General features: G+C 58.4%; 13 protein-coding genes. 9 read left to right on the top strand and 4 right to left on the bottom strand.

Annotation, left to right across the window (positions count from 1 at the left end; translation table 11 throughout):
- Window positions 1–77 precede the first annotated feature (77 nt).
- Both ileS and lspA read left to right on the top strand, forming a co-directional pair.
- Window positions 78–2,921, top strand: a complete 2,844-nt coding sequence (gene ileS / locus DFP90_RS15760; protein WP_115937479.1) for an isoleucine--tRNA ligase — start codon at window positions 78–80, stop codon at window positions 2,919–2,921.
- Window positions 2,918–3,493 carry a signal peptidase II gene (gene lspA / locus DFP90_RS15755; RefSeq protein WP_115937478.1) on the top strand — a complete coding sequence of 192 codons (576 nt, stop codon included), beginning with the start codon at window positions 2,918–2,920 and terminating at the stop codon, window positions 3,491–3,493. The genes ileS and lspA overlap by 4 nt, the downstream gene beginning before the upstream one ends.
- Before the next feature lie 16 nt (window positions 3,494–3,509).
- On the opposite strand, the gene DFP90_RS15750 is transcribed toward lspA, so the two are convergent.
- Window positions 3,510–7,817, bottom strand: coding sequence for a molybdopterin cofactor-binding domain-containing protein (locus DFP90_RS15750; protein WP_115937611.1), 4,308 nt, complete (start codon window positions 7,815–7,817; stop codon window positions 3,510–3,512).
- 214 nt (window positions 7,818–8,031) lie between these two features.
- Between DFP90_RS15750 and DFP90_RS15745 the strand changes: the two genes are divergently transcribed.
- The 6 genes from DFP90_RS15745 (at window position 8,032) to DFP90_RS15720 (ending at window position 16,157) form a co-directional block, all read left to right on the top strand.
- A complete protein-coding gene (locus tag DFP90_RS15745; RefSeq protein WP_245957092.1) occupies window positions 8,032–8,616 on the top strand; it encodes a DUF3035 domain-containing protein in 585 nt (194 codons plus the stop codon).
- A gap of 141 nt (window positions 8,617–8,757) precedes the next feature.
- Window positions 8,758–10,086, top strand: a complete 1,329-nt coding sequence (locus tag DFP90_RS15740) for a M16 family metallopeptidase (protein WP_245957091.1) — start codon at window positions 8,758–8,760, stop codon at window positions 10,084–10,086.
- Complete coding sequence (locus DFP90_RS15735; RefSeq protein ID WP_245957090.1) at window positions 10,083–11,438, top strand: M16 family metallopeptidase; 1,356 nt, start codon at window positions 10,083–10,085, stop codon at window positions 11,436–11,438. Before DFP90_RS15740 ends, DFP90_RS15735 begins: the two co-directional genes overlap by 4 nt.
- 121 nt (window positions 11,439–11,559) lie before the next feature.
- Window positions 11,560–12,876: a glucose-6-phosphate isomerase gene (locus DFP90_RS15730; protein WP_115937476.1), complete on the top strand. Its 1,317-nt coding sequence runs from the start codon at window positions 11,560–11,562 to the stop codon at window positions 12,874–12,876.
- Between the two features lie 25 nt (window positions 12,877–12,901).
- Window positions 12,902–14,806 carry a DNA mismatch repair endonuclease MutL gene (gene mutL, locus DFP90_RS15725; RefSeq protein ID WP_115937475.1) on the top strand — a complete coding sequence of 635 codons (1,905 nt, stop codon included), beginning with the start codon at window positions 12,902–12,904 and terminating at the stop codon, window positions 14,804–14,806.
- A gap of 160 nt (window positions 14,807–14,966) precedes the next feature.
- The gene (locus DFP90_RS15720; protein ID WP_115937474.1) at window positions 14,967–16,157 is read left to right on the top strand and encodes an MFS transporter; all 1,191 of its coding nucleotides are present in this window, start codon (window positions 14,967–14,969) and stop codon (window positions 16,155–16,157) included.
- On the opposite strand, the gene DFP90_RS15715 is transcribed toward DFP90_RS15720, so the two are convergent.
- Together DFP90_RS15715 and DFP90_RS15710 are read right to left on the bottom strand one after the other, a co-directional pair.
- Window positions 16,149–16,964, bottom strand: a complete 816-nt coding sequence (locus DFP90_RS15715; protein ID WP_115937473.1) for an HTD2 family dehydratase — start codon at window positions 16,962–16,964, stop codon at window positions 16,149–16,151. The genes DFP90_RS15720 and DFP90_RS15715 overlap by 9 nt on opposite strands.
- Before the next feature lie 23 nt (window positions 16,965–16,987).
- Window positions 16,988–18,109, bottom strand: a complete 1,122-nt coding sequence (locus DFP90_RS15710; protein ID WP_115937472.1) for a CaiB/BaiF CoA transferase family protein — start codon at window positions 18,107–18,109, stop codon at window positions 16,988–16,990.
- A gap of 137 nt (window positions 18,110–18,246) precedes the next feature.
- Here DFP90_RS15710 and DFP90_RS15705 point away from each other — a divergent pair, with 137 nt between their 5' ends.
- Window positions 18,247–19,131 carry a LysR substrate-binding domain-containing protein gene (locus DFP90_RS15705; RefSeq protein ID WP_115937471.1) on the top strand — a complete coding sequence of 295 codons (885 nt, stop codon included), beginning with the start codon at window positions 18,247–18,249 and terminating at the stop codon, window positions 19,129–19,131.
- Between the two features lie 8 nt (window positions 19,132–19,139).
- Here the strand turns inward: DFP90_RS15705 and bluB are convergent, their stop codons facing one another.
- The gene (gene bluB, locus DFP90_RS15700) at window positions 19,140–19,784 is read right to left on the bottom strand and encodes a 5,6-dimethylbenzimidazole synthase (protein WP_115937470.1); all 645 of its coding nucleotides are present in this window, start codon (window positions 19,782–19,784) and stop codon (window positions 19,140–19,142) included.
- Window position 19,785 lies beyond the last annotated feature (1 nt).

The raw sequence follows: 19,785 nt of genomic DNA, 5'->3' as shown, positions 1-19,785 counted from the left end.
CCAGCGGCAGACACAGTCGCCGCGTCAGATCCAAACCAGACAATTTGTAAGATTTTTCCTGCCCAAGGACTAATGGCATGACCATCGATTATAAAGACACCATCGCGCTGCCCAAGACCGACTTCCCGATGAAGGCCGGTTTGCCGAAGAAAGAGCCGGAGCTGCTGGCGCGCTGGGATGAACAGGACCTCTATGGCCGCATGCGCGCGCAAGCCAAAGGCAAGCCCACTTTCATGCTGCATGATGGCCCGCCCTATGCCAACGGGCATCTGCATATCGGCCATGCGCTCAATAAAATCCTCAAGGATATCATCAACCGGTCCCAGACCATGATGGGTAAGGATGCGGCTTATGTGCCGGGCTGGGATTGCCACGGTCTGCCGATCGAATGGAAGATTGAGGAACAATATCGCGCCGCCGGCAAAGATAAGGACGAGGTGCCGATTGATGAATTCCGCAAGGAATGCCGCGAGTTTGCCGACAAATGGATCGATATCCAGCGCGAGGAATTCAAGCGTTTGGGCGTCCTGGGCGACTGGGAAAACCCTTATCTGACCATGAATTATGGCGCGGAAGCCCAAATCGCGCGCGAGATTGGCAAATTCCTGATGAATGGTGGCCTGTTCAAGGGCGCGAAACCGGTTCTCTGGTCTGTGGTGGAAAAAACCGCCCTGGCCGAGGCCGAGGTGGAATATCAGGAAAAGAAATCCCCGACCATCTGGGTCCGCTTCCCAGTTGTGACTGCCAAAGACCCGGTGATTGAGGGCGCATCTGTTGTGATCTGGACCACCACGCCCTGGACTATGCCGGGCAACCGGGCGGTCTGCGGTCATGACGATTTCAACTATGCCCTGGTGGAAGTGACCGAGCTGGCGGAAGGATCGCTTGCCAAGGTGGGTGAAAAGCTGGTGATTGCCGAGGCGCTCATTGGTGAGGTTCTGGAAGCGGCCAAGGTTTCCGGTCATACCGTTGTGGCCAGCTTCCCCGGTTCCAAAATCATGGGTTCGATCCTGGCCCATCCCTGGCGTGGCCAGGGCTATGATCATGATGTGCCGCTGTTGCATGCGGATTATGTGACCGATGACGCGGGCACGGGCTTTGTCCACACTGCGCCGGGCCATGGGGCGGATGACTATGTGACCGGCCAGAAATATGGCCTCGAGATGCCGCGCACAGTGGCCGAGGATGGCACCTTCTACCCGGGTGTGCCGATGTTTGAAGAGGCCTGCGTGCTGACGCCCGAAGGCAAGGATGGCAATGCCAACGGTATCTCCATCAAGGCGCTGATCGAGGCGGGTGCGTTGCTGGCCAAAGGCTCGCTGCGCCACTCCTATCCGCATAGCTGGCGCTCGAAAGCCCCGCTCATCTTCCGCAACACAGCGCAGTGGTTCATATCCATGGAGACCAATGATCTGCGCAAGGTGGCCTTGAATGCGATCGATGAGACCAAATTCTATCCGGCTGCGGGACGCAACCGCCTCTATTCCATGATCGAAAACCGCCCGGATTGGTGTATCTCACGCCAGCGCGCCTGGGGCGTGCCGATCCCGGTTTTCGTCAATAAGGAAACCGGTGAGCCGCTGCGCGACCAGAATGTGGTCGACCGCGTTGCCGCCGCTTTCGAACAGGAGGGCGCGGACGCCTGGTTCACCCGTAACCCGCAGGAATTCCTTGGCAAGGACTATAAGGCCGAGGATTTCGAACAGGTCAAAGACGTGGTCGATGTCTGGTTTGATTCCGGTTCCACCCACACATTTGTGCTGGAAGGTCGCGAGGACCTGACCTGGCCGGCGGATCTTTATCTGGAAGGCTCTGACCAGCATCGCGGCTGGTTCCATTCTTCGCTGCTGGAAAGCTGCGGTACCCGTGGTCGTGCCCCTTATAAAGGTGTTTTGACCCATGGGTTCGTGATGGCGGAAGACGGCCGCAAAATGTCGAAATCCTTGGGCAATGTGGTGGTGCCGCAGGAAGTCAACGATCAGTTCGGCGCCGAAGCGCTGCGCATCTGGGTGGTGGCATCCAACTATTCGGAAGATCTGCGCATCGGGCCGGAAATCATCAAGAAACAGGTGGACAGCTATCGCCGTCTGCGCAACACCCTGCGCTGGCTGCTGGGCAATCTAGCCTCTTATGACGCATCCAAGCGGGTGGCGATTTTCGATATGCCGGAACTGGACCGCTGGGTGCTGCATCGTCTGGCACAGCTGGACAAAGTGGTGCGCGAGGCTTGCGACGCCTATGATTTCCATCGCCTGTTCCGCGAGCTGCATGATTTCTGCGCGTTGGACCTGTCGGCCTTCTATTTCGATATCCGTAAAGACGCGCTTTATTGCGACGCGCCCAGCGACATCAAGCGCCTGTCGGCGCTGACCGTCCTGGATGAGCTGTTCAACTGCTTGACCGCGTGGCTGGCGCCGATCCTGTGTTTCACCGCGGAGGAAGCCTGGCTGACCCGTACCGGTGATGCGTTGGATAACAGCGTGCATCTGCGCGAGTTCCCGGAGATTGATCCGGCCTGGTTGAATGACAGTCTGGCGAAGAAATGGGCCTCGATCCGCAATGTGCGTCGTGTGGTCACGGGCGCTCTGGAGGTTGAACGTGCGGAAAAACGCATCGGTTCTTCCCTGCAGGCAGCACCGAAGGTCTATGTGCCGGAAGAAATCCAGGCCCTGCTCGAAGATGTCGACATGGCGGAAGTCTCCATCACCTCGGCCATCACCTTGAGCACCGATAGCCCTGTTGACGGGGCGTTCACCCTGCCAGATGTGCCGGGTGTCGCAGTTGAGCCGATGGCATCGAGCGGTGAAAAATGCGAACGCTGCTGGAAGGTTCTGCCGGATGTGGGCGCGAAGGCCGACTATCCGGGTGTTTGCGTGCGCTGTGCCGATGCGGTTTCCGAAAGCCAGGCGACCGCTGAATGAGTGACACGAAGGCTGAGGGGCAACAAGGCCGTTTCGGGCGGGTCTTCTGGATCGGGATTGGGGTGGCATTTGTTGCCCTGATCCTGGACCAGGCGTCCAAATGGGCGGTGATGGAGATCCTGTTCGGATACGATTTCTGGACTCCGGCAGACAGCTATCCGGCCGCCTTCGGGCGCGAAGTGACATCCTTCTTCAATCTGGTGGCGGTCTGGAACCGGGGGGTGAGCTTTGGCCTGTTTGCCAATGGCAGCCCTTGGGGCATTCTGTTCCTGTGTGCCATGGCGTTGGGGATTGTTGCGGTTCTGCTCTTCATGCTGACCCGGGAAAACCGGGCCTATATGGCCATCACCATCGGCCTGATCATCGGCGGCGCGATCGGCAATGTTCTGGACCGGGTGCGCTTTGGCGCGGTCTTTGATTTCCTGGATTTCCATGGCTGGATTTTCAATATCGGTTTCCTGAACGGCCATTGGCCCTCCTTCAACATATCCGACAGCCTGATATTCATCGGGGTGGGATTATGGCTGCTGGAAGGCCTGTTCCAAAAAGGTGATAAAAAGCCGGAGGCATAACCTCCGGCTTTTTTTGTTAATGATGATCCACTTCGCAGGCGGTCTGAACCGCTTGGACGGTTGCCGGCGCATCCAGGTCGAAATAGGGCGAGAGACCACGATCGATCCTGGAGGTCCGGATCGCCCTTTTCAGCGCAAAGAAAACCGTGTTGGCCAGCACCAGTGGCGGTTCGCCCACTTCTTTTGACGAAAACAGCGTGTTGGGGTTTTCCGGCACATGGGCCGCCAGTTCGCGCGGGAAAAGATGCACATTCATCTCCAGCGGGATGGTGGTGATGGCGGGCGGTTTGTAACGCCAGGTATTGACCGTATTCAGCCTACCCGCATTCTCGCCCTCCGGCTGGAAGACCAGATCTTCGGTCAGCACATAGCCGATGCCCTGGACAAAGGCCCCTTCAATCTGGCCGACATCAATGGCGGGATTGAGGCTTTTGCCCATGTCATAATAGATGTCCGAGCGTAATATCTTGGTCTCCCCGGTCAGGATATCCACCTCAACCTCCGAACAGGCGGCATTATAGGTGAAGCCGACATATTGATTGACCGTTTCCGAAAAAGCCCCGTTCGGATCAATGGTAATCCCTGTGCCGGTTGGCTGGTCCTGTTTCGGCTTGAAGGCAATATTGGGAACCGGGCCGATACCGCCCGGCATCTGCGCATTCACCTGAGCCTGCAGATTGACCCGCATCTGATAGGCAAGGGAGACCAGTTTCTGCCAGATGGTCACCGGTCGGTTGCCGTCGCCCACAGGGGTCTTCCAGCCCTCAATGCCATAGTCCCAGAAATTGATCTGTTTTTCTTTGCACCAGTCCGGGCCGTTTTCTTTGAGCATCTGATAACCAAAGGCCTGCAGCCTCGCCTGCAAAACGCGGCAGGCCTGGCGCACGGCCTCACCATTATATTGTGTGCCGGTGGAGGCCCCGGTGCTTTGCGGATTGGGGATGACATCGGTATCGGAACTGTCGATCCGGATGATCTCAAGCGGCACATTCAGCTCATAAGCCGCAATCTGGACAACCTTGGTCATCATGCCCTGGCCCATATCCACCCCGCCCTGACGGATCAGGACCGTGCCGTCGCCGGAAAAGACATTCACCATGGCGCTGGTCTGTTCCAGCATCACCAGGTTATAGCCGGAACCGTATTTCAATGGCATCAGGCAGATACCGCGCTTGCGCCATTTATTTTCCGCATTGAAATCATCCACGATCGCCTTGCGTTCGGCAAAATCGGATTTCTGTTTGGCATAGTCCCAGACCTCGCGCTGGTAACAATAGAGCAAGCCCTGGCCACCGGGCGTGGTCTGGCCGATCTGGTAGAGGTTTTTCTCGCGAATGTCCTCCGGCTCCATCTCCAGGGCGACCGCCGCATCCTCAATGGCGTTTTCCAAAATCAACGTGCCCTGGATATCGCCAAAAGCGCGATAGGCTGTATTGGGCGCCTTGTTGGTGCGGCAGACATCAATCTGGGTTTCGTAATTGGGCACATAATAGGCGTTGTCGACACGCAGCTGGATGCAGTCCGATACCACGAAGGAGCAGTCATACATGGCCCCGCCGTCCCCCCAGAGCTTGGCATGGGTTCCCCGGATCAGCCCTTTGTCGGCGGGATCCTTATGCCCGGTATCCAGGGCGAATTGATATTGCCCGTAATAGGGATGGCGTCGCCCGATAAAGGCGCTGTCGCTTTCCCGGCTGAGTGCCAGTTTGACCGGCCGCCCGGTTTTCAATGCGCCGACAGCTGCCTGGGCCGGGACAAAACGGGATTGATCGGTTTTGCCGCCATAGCCGCCGCCCAGCTGGCGAACCTTGATGCCGACCATATTCCGGCTGTAATCGATGGCGCTGCAGACGGTGTCATGGACCGTGGTTGGGCTTTGTGTTGAGGAGGTGATTTCGATGGTGCCGTCATCACGCGGGCGGGCGATTGCGCTCTGGGTTTCCATATAAAAGTGCAACTGTGCCCCGGTTTTCTGTGTGCCTTCAACCACGAGGCAGTCGGCACCGTCCAGCGAGGCCTCCCGGACTTCGATCTCCTTATCCAGCGGGGATTTCTCCCGGACCCAGGAAAAATCACTGTTGGGTCGGGTTACTTTCCAGATATGAGCCAGGAAGGGGGCGGATTGCGGGCAATCCGGGAAGATGGATTCACGGCTGATGGCCTCCTCAATTGTCAGGATGGGAAGCTGCTCTTCCTCGTAGCGTAGGCAGCATTCCTCGATAAAGGCGGCAATCGCCTGTGCCTGGATTTCCTCTGTGGCCAGAACCATAGCAAGCGGCTGGCCTTCAAAGGTTACGTGCTCCGTTGCAAACAGGGCTTCATCCGCACCGGAACCCTGCATATTGGCGCCGCCTGGCGGAATATCGGTTGCCGTGATCAGCGCGTTGAACCCTTCAAACCGGCGGGCGAGCTCCTGTTCCAAATCGTGCAGGTTTGGGCAGGGGGTGCCGTTTGGCAGGGTGTATTCAAAGCTGGAAAGCGCCCGGGCGCTCTGGACCAGCGCGCCAAACAGGGCCGTTGGCGGCAGGGCCATTTCATGGGTGTATTTCACTTCCCCCTGTGCCTGGTACATCGCCATCAGCTTGATATAGGGTTCCGACAAGGGGGCCGGATAAAGGTCGGTTTGATAGCTCTGTCGACCATCGCTGACCGGCCAGCGCCCCCAGAGATTAATCCCACTGGACGCGATATCGGCCGGCACTTGGTCCGGGTCGGTGATCAGCAGGGCATTTACCAGGGATTTATAGAGATAACTGCATGCGAGCCGGGTTCGATAGCTGTTGGAAAATCCCTCATCGGGCAGGCCCTGCATCCGGTCGGCCCAATGATCCAGGCATTCTCGCACTTCGCCGTCGAGGATCCTGCAGGCCTCGCCAATGATATCCATGCTCAGGGGCTGGCCGTTGAGCCAGTCTTCGGTGCGATTTGCCCGCCAGGCATAAGGTGCAATACCGCCCAGGACCAATCGGCAATCGGTTATGGCGGGTGTTCCGGCTTCCGTCAGGGGAAACGAGGTCATGGCGTTGACGATGGAATGTGAATTCACTTCGCGGAGCGCCACTTTATGCGCCATGCCCAATTCCCGGTCGCCGGGGGTGGGGACATGATACCGGATCAGGAGGATCTTCCCGGCCAGATCCGGATTTTCCCGGCAATTGATCATCAGATCGGACAGGGGGAGGCGCTCCCTTTCTCCGGTCTCAAGCTGGAGAATTTCTATGTCGGCGCCGGCGCCACAAAGGGCGGTTGCCATATCGGAAGGAAAGGGCTCGCCTTCGTGGATATGTTTCAGGACCAGCATGCTGTTCCCGGCAATGGTTGCGGCGTTACGTACCAGATGTCCGGCGGTCCGTTTGGCCATATAGGATAGTCCGGCCCAGATACTGTTGCCGGGCTGGATGCTGGTACCGTTTTCCCCGGCCAATTCGGTGAGCGTGGGGATCAGATCGGAATAGAGCGTGGCCGCGCCAAAGGACAGACCATCCGGGCCATGGTCAATGCCGTGCAGTTCCTGCAATGGGCGGATGTCGGCCAGGATATCGGCTGCGAGCATCTCCTGCTTGTAGATCCCGAAAGAAGTGTTGCCATGGACAAGGCGGATAACGGCGCCGGGATTTTCAAGATACAGGGCTTGCAGATCATCGATGCTGGTTACGCTGATCCATTGTTTTGATCCTTTGTCCACCCGGGCCGGTTCTACCGGCGACTTGGCCTCCTCGGGGAAAGGGATAGATACGGTCTTTCCAACGGATTTCGGGTCAAACGCCTGATCAATCTTGCATTTCATTGCAGCTTTTTCATCTTCTTCGCTCCAATCGGTGGCGAAGCTTTTCATCCCGGTCAGAATGGCCCGGTAGCCGGTACAGCGGCAGAGATTGCCGTCGAACAATCCTTCAATTTCCTTCTTTGTGCCGCTTTCCGGATGACTGGCCAGGAAAGCCGTCATATTCATCACCCAGCCATTGGTGCAATAGCCGCATTGGGTGCCGTTATTCACAGCCAGGCGATAGGCGACCGGGTTCATAACGCCCCCTACAGACCCGGTGCCTTCGATGGTGGTAATGCTGAGCCCGTTGAGGGCGCAAACCGGCCGCAGGCAGGCATTGATGGCCTCATGCCGGGGTTTGGCGAGATCCTCATCCCAATGGGACAGGATCACGGTGCAGGAACCGCACCCGCCCTGGCCGCAGGGTTTCTTTGGTCCCGTCAGGTTGACATCCGGCTGTCTGAGATAATCAATCAGCATCAGATCCGGTGAGGGATCCTTGATGGTGACTTCCTTCATGTTCAGATAAAAACGGATGCTGTTGTCCTGTTGGGCCATGATCCAATCCTTCCCCATTATGATCATTGGTAGAAATTGAGAAAAGAATACACCCTATAGAGGCAACGCAACAACCAAAAGTAATTTAATATGTAAATTTATCCCGTTTTCGGGTGTTTTGTTGCGGGTGAGAATTCTGTTTGCCGGTGCAGCAGGTGTTTGCATGGCCGGATAAGAACGGATAAACTGCGCGCGGAATTGAATAGAAAGTGACATGGCAGTTATGCGCAAACGCATCATTTTGAGCCTCCTTGCCGCGGCAGGGCTATTGTCCGCTTGTGGCGGTGATGCCGGCTCGATCCTTGGCCTTGAGAAAAAGGCGCCTGATGAATTCACTGTGGTCAGCCGCGCGCCGCTGTCGCTGCCGCCTGATTTTGGCCTCCGGCCGCCTGACCCGAATGCCAAACGCGCCAATGAGACATCGGTGCGGGAAGAGGCGCGTGCCCTGTTGATCGACCAAAAACAGATCAAGCGGCGCGAGGAGCAAGCCCGTAAAGAGTTCGGCGGTGGTGAGTTGGCGTTGCTGACCCGGGCGGATGCTCTGGCGGCGGATGGTGCCATTCGTCGGATTGTGGATGACGAAAATACCCGGTTGGCGATTGAAAGTGATACTTTCGTCAACGATCTGCTGTTCTGGAAAGACAAGGGCGAGCCGGGCACGATCATTGATGCCAGTGCAGAATCCCAGCGCATTCAGGAAAATTCGGGGTTGGGTAAGCCGGTAACCGAAGGCGATACCCCGATGATCCGGCGCGAGCGGGATGACACGATTTTTAACGGCTTTGAATGGCCGTTTTAACGGGTTTTTGTTGGCAAAATCTAACAACAGCAGGTTGTTGCCGGATAATTGCCACATATATGGATTAAGAGAAGAATGTCGGCGGAGATGCTTCGCCGGCATTTTTTTCTCTCCAAAACATCGGAAACGGAGTTTGGCCTGTTGAGATTTCTGCTTTTCACAATGATGGTTTTGTTGGCGCCCGGCCTTGCGCTGGCGGATCTGTTTAATCCCAAAACACATGTGCTGGACAATGGCCTGCAGATTGTCGTGGTGGAAAACAATCGCGCGCCAGTGGTTACCCATATGGTCTGGTATAAGGTGGGGGCGATGGATGAACCGCCGGGTAAATCGGGCCTGGCCCATTTCCTGGAACATCTGATGTTCAAGAAGACCAAGAATCTGGCGGCAGGTGAATTCTCCGATATCGTGGCGCGCAATGGCGGACGGGAAAATGCCTTCACCGCCCAGGACTATACCGGCTATTTTCAGACTGTGGCCGCCAGCCGACTGCCGCTGATGATGGAGTTGGAGGCGGAACGGATGGTCAATCTTCAACTGCTTCCGGAAGATGTTGAGCCGGAGCGTGAAGTCATTCTCGAAGAGCGCCGCAGCAGGGTTGATAATAATCCCGGGGCAAGGCTGGAGGAAGCTGCCAGTGCCGCCCTCTTTGCCAATCATCCTTATCGGATCCCGATCATTGGATGGGAGCATGAGATCCGCGCGTTGAACATTGAGGATCTGACCCAATTTTACCAAAGTTATTATGCGCCCAATAATGCCATTGTCGTGGTTTCCGGCGATGTGAAGGCCGAGGCGGTTTTTGCGATGGCGGAGAAATATTACGGTGATCTAGAACCGCGTAAAATACCGGAGCCTGTGGCATGGCAGGAGCCACCGGTCGAAGCGGAATATACCGTGATGCTGCGCGATGGGCGTGTAACCCAGCCAAGCTGGTCGCGCCGAAAGGTCGCCCCAAGTCGCAATAGCCAGGACGCCTCGGAGATTTACGCGCTGGAGGTCCTGGCCGATATTCTTGGTGGCGGCGCAACTGGTCGACTCTATCGCGCGCTGGTGATCGATCAGGGAATTGCGACTTCCGCGGGAGCCTGGTTTGATCCGGATAGTCGGGGGCCGGCACATTTTGCAGTCTACGGCGCTCCGCGGGAAGGCCATAGTCTTGAGGATGTAAGAACCGCAGTGGATGCAGAGATCGCAAAGCTGCTGGATGAAGGTGTCACGCAAGATGAAGTGGAGCGGGCTATTCGACGGGTGCAGGATTCATCCATCCTGGCGCTTGATTCTTCGTCACGGCCGGCGCGGGTGCTGGGGGCGGCCCTGGTCATTGGTATGGATATTTCCGATGTGGAGGAATGGCCTGACCGGATTGCGAAGGTCACCGCGGATGAGGTGACCCTCGCCGCCCGTCGGGTTCTGGCGGGTCCCGGTGGGGTGGAACTGCGTTTGCTGCCCGAGGAGGATGCGGAATGATACAGCGATTGATCCTGGTGATGGCCTCTTTCGCAGGCCTCTCGGCCTGCGTGGCAACACCGAAATTCCAAGCACCAATCAGTGAACCCGCGATTGGGCTGGAGATAGAAGAAGTCGTAAGCCCTTCCGGCATTAGGGCCTGGCTTGTCCGGGATAAAAGCCTGCCGATCACGGCCATGCAATTCCAATTCAGGGATGCCGGTGCCATCTCCGATCCCGATGGGCTGGAAGGGCTGGCGGATATGGCATCAAGCCTGATTGATGAAGGGGCGGGTTCGCTCGACAGCCGGGCATTCCAGGGGCGTCTGAACGATCTGTCCATCACCCTGCGTTTTTCGGCGGGCCGGGAAGGCTTTGGCGGCACTTTTTATAGTCTGAACCGCTATCGGGGCGAGGCGGTGGAGATGTTGCGCCTGGCGCTTAACGAACCGCGCTTTGATGCGGAACCAGTCGAGAGGATCCGCAGCCAGATCATCACGGGCCTGCGGGCAGAAGCGCAAAACCCCCGTACGATTGCCGGTCGTCGCCTGATGCAGGATCTTTTTCCGGATCATCGCTACAGCCGTCCGGTGGGCGGCACGGAACAGAGTATATCCACGATCCGGACCGAGGATTTGTCTGGCTTTGTCTCCAAGGAGTTGACGCGTGACCGTCTGACGGTCGGGGTGGTCGGTGATATCACCGCTGATGAATTGTCGGATCTGTTGGAAACGGCCTTCGGCGGTTTGCCGGAAAGAGGCCCGGTACCGGAGGTGCAGGACGTGACGCCACATTCGGCCGGTGGCCTGGATGTGATTGAGATGGATGTGCCGCAAAGCGCGATCGTGTTTATGCAACCGGGATTGAAACGGGATGATCCTGATTTCTATTCAGCGACTGTGTTGAACCATATTCTTGGCGGGGGCAGTTTTTCTTCCCGCCTGACGGATGAGATCCGTGAAAATCGCGGACTGGCTTATTCCGTTTACAGTTATCTTTACCCCATGGACCGCGCCGGGCTTTGGGGCGGTGCGGCGGCCACGCAAAATAGCCGGGTTTCCGAAACGATCGAGATTTTGCGCCACGAATGGCGGCGCATTGCTGAAAAAGGAGTAACGGAGCAGGAATTGCGCGATGCGATCACTTACCTGACCGGTGCTTATCCCCTTCGTTTCACCAGCAGCTTGCGCGTTGCCGGTATCCTGGTGGGGGTCCAGCGTGAAGGATTGGGCATGGACTATATTGCCCGTCGAAATGATCTGATCCATGCGGTCACACTTGAAAATGTGAACCGGTTGGCTGCCCGCATTCTTGATCCTGAGCAACTGGCCATTGTTGTGGTTGGCAAACCCAAGGGACTTGCCGCAGAATGATCCCAAAACCGGGCCGTTTTTATCGGCCCAGCCCCCCTATCGTTTCAAAGAGGTTAAAATGATTGCTTCAACCGTCGCTAGACCTTGCTTCGGCAGGGGCTAAGTCGTTAATATCGCCGCCATGAAAAATCAGGATACTTATTATCACCAGTCGATCGACAACTGCCTTAAAGGGACCATTGGCGATGGCGGGCTGGACGAGAATGCGCTGGCGGGCCTTTTGGCAGGTCTGCGGCTTGGTTTGGAAGGGATTGCCGAAGCCTATGAGGCTGGCAGTCTTCCCATGTTGCAGCTGCCGGAGCGGCGTCAGGACCTTAAGCTTCTGGAGCCTGTTGCCGAGCATTACCGGGAAAATTTCACCGATGTCCTGATTCTAGGGACCGGCGGGTCCAGCCTTGGGTCCAAAGCGCTGCATGACATGGCGCGTCCCAAAGGCGGTGCCAACCGAAAAGGGCCGAACCTGCATATTGTAACCAATGTGGATCCATTCAGTTTTGATGCCCTGATCCATCGCCTGGATTGCAAGAATACCGGTGTGGTGGTGATCTCGAAATCCGGCAGCACCACCGAAACCATGATGCAGTTCATCGCCATCCTGCCGCATTTCCGCGAGGCCTTGGGCGAGGCGGCATTGGCCAAACATTTCACCCTGATCACGGAACCGACAGATAATCCGCTGCGCCGCTTGGGCGCGCGGTTTGGCTTGCCGGTTCTGGATCATGATCCAAAAGTGGGCGGGCGGTATTCCGTGCTCAGCCTGGTTGGCATGCTGCCCACTATGATTGCGGGGCTTAATCCGGAAGGCGTGCGTGAAGGGGCGGAAGCCGTGCTGCGCCGGACCTTGTCCGCGGTCAATCCGGAAGACAGCGCGCCGGCACTGGGAGCTGCGGTCAATGTGGGTTTGAATCGGCATAACGATGTTTCGGCCTCAGTAATGCTGGCCTATTCGGACCGTTTGGGCTCGCTCGCCCGCTGGTATCGCCAGCTTTGGGCGGAAAGCCTGGGCAAAGAGGGCCATGGCACCACCCCGGTTTATGCGATGGGGCCGGTTGATCAGCACAGTCAGCTGCAGCTCTGGCTCGATGGGCCGAAAGATAAGATCTTTACCGTTCTGGGCGGGCCGGTGGCCAAAGGCTCTGACCCGATCGACGTGGATCTGGCCAGCGATCCCAAGCTTGATTTCATGGTTGGGCGGACCATGGGGGACCTGATGGATGCCTCAAGGCGCGCGACCGCTGAAACCCTGGCCAAGAACGGACGTCCGGTCCGTCTGATCACCCTGGATGAAATTTCCGAAGTGAGCATGGGGGCCTTGATGATGCATTTCATGCTGGAAACCATCTTGGCGGCGAATCTCTTGAATGTGGATCCGTTTGATCAGCCGGCGGTGGAACAGGGCAAAGTCCTGATCCGGCAATATATGCGCGAGATGGGCTGAGGCCGCCTGGCATGAAAGGTCGGTCATGAGTGTGATCCGCAGGCTTCCCGATCAGGTCATCAACCGCATTGCGGCGGGTGAAGTGGTCGAACGCCCCGCATCCGCGGTCAAAGAATTGGTGGAAAATGCCATTGATGCCGGGTCCGACCGGATCGATATCTCTGTGCGCGACGGTGGTAAATCCCTGATCCGGATTACGGATAATGGCTGTGGCATGTCGCCGGAGGATCTGACCATCGCGGTGGAGCGGCATGCGACCTCCAAGCTGCCCGACGATGATCTGTTTTTCATCTCGACCCTGGGCTTCCGGGGCGAAGCACTGCCCTCTATCGGATCGGTCAGCCGCATGCGCATCACCAGCCGGGTTCCCGGCGCTGACAGTGCCTGGATGACTTTCATCGAAGGTGGCAGAATCGCGCCGCCGGAACCGGCAGCGGCAGCCCCCGGCACCACGGTGGAAGTGAAGGATCTGTTCTATGCCACCCCGGCCAGGCTAAAATTCATGCGCTCCGACCGGGCGGAGACCAGCGCCATCGTGGATGTGATCCAGCGCCTTTCCATGGCCCATCCGGGCATCTCCTTCACGCTTAATGATGGCAATCGTGACCGGGTCCGGGTGATTGGCGCCCAGGGTGAGCTGTTGGACCAGCGGTTGAAGCGCCTGGGTGAAATCATGGGCCGGGAATTTGCTGAAAACGCGCTGGCGATTGAGGCGGAGCGTGATGGGGTGCGCCTGACCGGCTATGCGGGCCTGCCGACCTTGAACCGCGGCAATGCCATGATGCAGTTCCTGTTTGTGAATGGCCGCCCGGTCAAGGACAAGCAGCTGACCGGGGCGGTCCGTGCTGCCTATCAGGATTTCCTGGCCAGGGACCGCCATCCCATGCTGGCTTTATTTCTGGATGTGGAACCGCGCGCGGTGGATGTGAATGTGCATCCCGCCAAGACCGAGGTCCGTTTCCGCGATCCGGCGACTGTGCGCGGCCTCATCGTCGGGGCCTTGAAACATGCGCTGGCCGAAGCCGGGCATCGGGCCTCGACCACGGTCAGCCAGTCGGCACTGGGCGCGGTCAAACCATCGACCCTGCCGCTGGGCGGTTTCACCCGGAACCCCAGCTATGGCGGCGGTTCTGCTTACCGCCCGCAAAATTACAGTTATCAGCCAAACCATCCGAGCCCGGAACTGGCGGAGCAAGCCGCCGCCTATCAAAGCCCGACCATGGAAGCGCCGGCCTTCGCGCCAGCGGCCTCTGCCAGTGGCAGCGGGGCGGAGCTGGATTATGCGCCGGAAAATTATGCTGAGGCCCTTGTTGAGGGGCAGCCGCAGCCGGTTCCCGAGGAAAGTGACGGCTTCCCGCTGGGGGCGGCGCGCGCGCAACTGCATGAAACCTATGTGGTGGCCCAGACCAGGGACGGCATTGTCATCGTTGACCAGCATGCGGCCCACGAACGCCTGGTCTATGAACGCATGAAGCAGGCGATTGCCGAAGAAGGGCTGGCCCGCCAGGGATTGTTGATCCCCGAAGTGGTCGAGCTGGACGAGGATATCGTTGAGGCGCTGACCAAACGGGGGGAGGATCTCGAAAAGCTGGGCCTGGTGATTGAGGCCTTCGGCCCCGGTGCCGTGGCGGTGCGCGAGACACCCGCGCTTCTGGGCGAGGTGGATGTCCAGGCTCTGGTCAAGGATCTGGGCGACGAAATGATGGAGCTGGGCGACACTTTCAGCCTGAAGGAAAAACTGGAAGATGTCTGCGGCACCATGGCCTGCCACGGCTCTGTCCGTTCCGGACGCCGATTGCGTCTGGACGAGATGAATGCCCTTTTGCGCCAGATGGAGGAAACGCCCCATTCCGGCCAATGCAACCATGGCCGCCCTACCTATGTGGAGCTGAAGCTTGCCGATATCGAGCGGCTGTTCGGGCGGCGTTGATATCATTCCGTTGACTGCCGTCGTGCCGGCTACAAGATGTGGTTACGAAGAATTGAGGGGTGATCGGCACCCTGCGACCCCATGACCATTGGACATTCCCATGCTGGGCCTTTATACGGTTCGGATTGTGCCGAATGATTGAGACCGGGCTGGAAGTGATATGAGTGAAGTCAAACGTCTGCTGCCGCTGGCCGGAGCGACCTGTGTTGCGATGATCGGCCTGGGCGTGATCATTCCTTTCCTGCCGTTTAATGCCAAGGATTACGGTGCGGATGATTTCTGGGCGCCGGTGATCTTTTCCACCTTCTCGCTGGCGGCCTTCATCTCCACGCCGATTTGGGGCGCGCTGTCGGACCGGTTCGGGCGGAAACCGATCATGATGGTTTCCATGTTCTTTTCCATCCTGTCCTATCTATGGCTGGCCAATGCGGATGCGCTTTGGGAGCTTTATGCGAGCCGTGCCATGGCTGGTTTCACCGCCGGATGGATGGCGACCAGCCAGGCCTATATCGCTGATATCACGGGCCCGGAAAACCGGGCTAAGGGCATGGGGCTGCTGGGGGCCAGCTTCGGCATCGGCTTCCTGGTCGGGCCGTTGATTGCGGTGATGATCGGTTTTGACGGGGTGGATTATTCGCTGCCCTATTTCATTGCTGCCGGCTTTGCCGCCGCCTCCCTGATTGTCACCATTGCCTTCGTGCCGGAACCGGAACGCCATCGCCAGGTCAGCGGGCGCAAACGCCTGGAATTGCTGCGCGATCCGGTCTTGGCGCGCATGGTCGGTTTTTACTTCCTGATTTCCCTGATGTTCACCGCGGTGGAAGGGGTCTTTGCCATCTGGGCCATGGCGAAGTTTAATCTCGGGCCGCAGGATGTGGGTGTCTTCCTGGTTTATTCCGGGGTGATCATGGTGCTGGTTCAGGGCGGGATTGGCCGGATTGTGCGCAAAAGGGGCGAGAGCAAGGTTTCGATCCTGGCGGTGGCGATCCTGTTGGCAGCTTTTGTTTCGGTGCCTTTCATCAGCGGGCCTAATGGCATTTATATACCCATGGGCCTGTTTGCGCTGGCCATGGGCCTGTTCAACCCGGCCATGCAGGGGCTTTTATCCCGTTGTGCGCCGGAAGGCCGACAGGGCGGTGTCATGGGGATCGCGCAAAGCGGTGCCTCGCTGGCGCGTGTTGGCGGTCCGGCCTGGGCCGGCTTTGCCTTCCGGGAGATGGGCGCCGACTGGCCGTTTCTGATCGGGGCCGTGCTTCTGGTGCCGATCATCCTTTTTGGTGTTTTTGCCACAAGACGCGCCCAGGGCCATGCGGAAAGCCTGAAGGCGGCCGAGGGGGAAGTCTCAGCCTGATCGGAGCGTTGCTGTTGCTTCCATGGCCAGTCCGCCTTCGGGTGTGATCGCCCATAACTGCGCCTGATCCCCATCCAATTTGCCTGCAACCTGAAAAGGGGCGTTATCGAAAAGCGGTGCGGTCGCCCGGAAGGTGAATGCCTCGACGTTCCGGTCCGGGTGGGCTTTGTGCAATGCCTCCAGCAGGCAGGTCGCCGTCAGCGGCCCGTGGAAGACCAGACCGGAATAACCTTCCTCATCCCGGCAGAAATCCCGGTCGTAATGGATCCGGTGCCCGTTGAAGGTGAGCGCGGAATAGCGGAACAGCATCACCGGATCCGGTGTGATTTCCTCTGACCATTCGGCACCATCCGGCAGGGCGATTGGGGCCGGGGTCGGTTCGCCCTGTCGGGGGGCTTCGCGATAGACAATGTCATGCTCATCGGTGATATGACCACCTTGGTCGCCGGTGATCTCATGGGCCAGTGTGATGAAGGCCATTCGACCGCTGCGTCCTTGCTTATGCCGGACATCCTTGACCACGGTTTTCCGGGCGGCCTGTTCGCCGAAGCGGAGCGGTTGGTGAAAGCGCATCCGGCTGCCGGCCCACATACGCCGGGGCAGGTCGGTTTCCGGGATGAAGCCACCCAGCTTTTCATGGCCATCGACGCTCAAGGCACGGGCGGGCGTTTGGTCCAAAAAATAAAGCCAATGCCAGCAGGGCGGCAGATCCGATCCAGGTTTCAGGTCACGGTGGTCGAGATCCAGTGTCGCCGCCAGGCCTTTTGCAGGTTCAATCCGGATGTGATCTTGCTGTGATTGTTCCATAAATTTTTGCCTCGCCTGTTCATTCAGGAAAATTCTTTTCGGATGGCACTGCCCTGTTGATCCAGGCGCGGCACAGTGCCCAGATCCTCGCCATGCCAGTCGGTGTGCGCGGGCGGTGCCGGCAGGTCGGCTGTTTTATTGCCGGGCAGGGTGACCTGTGCCCGTCGCAGGGCCGGATGGTCAAGCACGGCTTCCACCGGGTTGACCGCGCCATAGGCGATTTTGGCCTCCTTCAGGCGTTGGGTGAGCGGGCCATAGTCAATGCCGGTGGTGAACTCGGTAATGACGCCTTCGATGAATTCCCGGTTGGTGGTGCGGGATTTATTATCCCGGCTTCTGGGATCGGTCACCAGGTCGGACCGCTCCAGGATTTCTTCGCAAAGGCGCTGCCATTCCCGCTCATTCTGGATCGCGATCACCACATCCGGGCCGGATCGGGTCGGATAGCTGCCATAGGGAACGATGGAGGGATGGCGCATGCCGCCATATTGCGGTGCCAGGCCGGAATATTCCGTTTGCAGCAGGGGGATCGCCATCAGATCCGCCATGGAATCGAACAGCGAGACTGCAATATGACTGCCCCTTTCGGTTTTTGCCCGCTGATGCAAGGCTTCCAATATCGCGCCATTGGCATTGATGCCGGTCAGGATATCGGCAATGGATACGCCGATCCGCCCGCCGCCGCTGATGGATGAGAGGCCGCTCTCGGCCTGGACCAGCATGTCATAGGCGCGCATTTCCGCATAATCCCCGTGGTCGCCATAGCCGGAGATGGAAACCGTGATCAGGCGCGGGTTGATTGCCTGCAGACTTTCCGGTCCCAGCCCCAGCCGTTCTGCGGCCCCCTGGGCCAGGTTCTCAACAAAAACATCGGCCCGGGCCAGCATGGCCAACATCACGGCCCGGTCATCGTCTTCCTTTAAATCCAAACAGATGGATTCTTTGCCCCGGTTGGCCCAGACGAAATAGGTGCATTCCCCTTTCACATGGGAATCATAATAGCGGGCAAAATCACCGCCCTTGCGCTCAACCTTGATCACACGCGCGCCCGCCGCTGCCAGCCTGGCGGTGCAGACCGGGGCGGCGACCGCCTGTTCCAGGGAGACGACCAGGATGTCGTCGAGAGGTTTAGTCTCTTCACTCATAGATGCAGCCTTTAAACCAAAGGAGGCAGGGTAAGGCAAAAGCCCACGCCGCCAAAAAACCGCCGTCAGATTGCCGGATGGAAATAATCAAGTAAAATGATATAAACAGTGCAAACGAATGAGAAAAAATACATAAAATGCGTCGACTGCCTCCCCTGAACGCTCTGACCGCCTTTGAGGCGACCGCTCAGCTTGGTACTGTGCGGGCCGCCGCGGACCAGCTTTGCGTGACCGCCTCGGCCGTTTCCCATCAAATCGCCCATCTGGAAGAACGCTTGGGGGTGAAGCTGTTCTTGCGACAGCACCGGCGTTTGGTCCTGACCGAGGCGGGGCGCAATTACCTGGCCCAGGTGGAACAGGCTTTTGACCGGTTGGAGGAGGCGACCGCCGATGTGATTGAGGATCGCAGCCGAGACAGTTTGAAAATCGCCCTGCCGCCCAGCTTCACCGCCCTTTGGATGATGCCCCGGCTGTCGGGGCTCCGGGCGGCGCTGCCGGATCTGGATTTGCAGTTTCATGATCATCTGACCATGGATGCTTGCGAGGATCAGGTGGATTGCGGGGTGGAATACCGGCTGGCCCCGCCCAAAGACCGGTTTTCGGAAATCCTGTTTGCTGATGAGCTGGTGCCGCTGGCCAGTCCGGACCTGCTGTCCGGCAACCGGCTGGTGGGTCTCTCGGATCTGGCGGGTCAGACATTGATCGTGACGGAACAGCGGCTGACCTCATGGGCGGCGTTGGCGGGCGGGGCGGATTGGTATCGCGCCTGTCCTACCATTAGCGTTCGCTATTCATTCCAGGCTTTCAATGCCGCCATGTTCGGCCAGGGGATTGCCTTGGGTAACCGCCAAAATGCGGCGCATTTCATCGAAAGCGGGAAACTGGTGGTGCCGTTCGAGATCGACCGGGCCGGCCTGCCCTCCAGCCCGCGTTATTATTTGAGCTGCCGAAACCGCCATCGCGACCTGCCCAAGGTGCAGGGTTTTTTTGATTGGATGCGGGCCGTTCGGGGAGAGGTTTGATCTGGAGATTACCGTTCCAGGATCTGTGGTGCCTGGCGATGTTCCCAGCCGCGCCGTTCCAACTCCGGCACACTGTCCCAATATTCCGGATAGCCGAGGCAGAGATAGCCAATAAACTGCCAGTCTTTCGGCACATCCAGGGCGGTTGTGATGAAATCGGGTTTCAGGATCGAGACCCAGCCCAGGCCATAGCCTTTGGCCCGGGCATAAAGCCAGAGCGTGTGGATCGCCATGGTACAGCTGTAGGCCAATGTTTCGGGCATGGTCTTGCGGCCAAGGCCGCCGCCCTGTTCCGGGTCCGGGTCGCAGAAAACCGCCAGATGTTCCGGCGCGTCACGCAGGCCGGACAGTTTCAGGCTGGCATATAGCTTGGCCTGTTCGCCTTTATAATCGCCCAGGGCCGCGCTGTTCTCTTCCTCAAAATTGCGGATAATCTCCTGTCGGCGCTTTGGGTCCGAGACCCGGACAAAGCGCCAGGGCTGGCTCAGGCCCACACTGGGAGCCAGGTTGGCGACAGACAAGAGGTCCTCAACCGCGCCATCGGGCAGGGGATCTGTTCGGAAATGCCGGATATCGCGGCGCCATTGCAGCAGATGCAGGAAGTCTTCCTGGAAATCGGAGCTGAAATTCTCGGTCGGCTGTTGGTCGTTCATG

The organism is Aestuariispira insulae (genome assembly GCF_003385955.1).
GTDB classification, from domain to species: domain Bacteria; phylum Pseudomonadota; class Alphaproteobacteria; order UBA8366; family Aestuariispiraceae; genus Aestuariispira; species Aestuariispira insulae.
Note: the sequence above shows the minus strand (reverse complement) of the source record. Positions and strands in the feature narration are given on the sequence as shown.